This window comes from Mesorhizobium sp. M00.F.Ca.ET.216.01.1.1 (assembly GCF_004010325.2).
Lineage (GTDB): Bacteria > Pseudomonadota > Alphaproteobacteria > Rhizobiales > Rhizobiaceae > Mesorhizobium.
The window spans coordinates 1-345 of record NZ_SADR02000295.1; the positions used below are offsets into that span (position 1 = coordinate 1).

The window sequence follows — 345 nt, forward strand, 5'->3', positions numbered from 1 at the left end:
CCTTGTCGGACTGGCTGACGTAGAAATGCCCGGCGCCGAAGGTCATGACGCCGGGAATGAGCGGTTTGATCGCTTCGGAGACGAAGGCCTGCAGCACATGGCTTTCGATCGGCAGGCGAAGCCCAGCCATCGCCGCGACGCGCGAGGAAGAACCCGCAACCGCCATGCCGACCTTGCCGGCGCCGGTCTTGCCGCGAGACGTCTCGACGCCGGTCACCCTGCCGTTGGCGTCGCGCGTGAAGCCGGTGACCGCACAATTCTGGATCATATCGACGCCGAGCGCGCTCGCCGCATACGCATAGCCCCAGACCACGGCGTCGTGCCGCGCCGTGCCGCCGCGCCGCT

1 protein-coding gene is annotated in these 345 nt (G+C 68.1%); it reads right to left on the reverse strand.

From position 1 onward, the window contains the following. The coding region (locus tag EN859_RS36180; RefSeq protein WP_135913671.1) for an FAD-dependent oxidoreductase at positions 1-345 on the reverse strand (345 nt) is incomplete at both ends.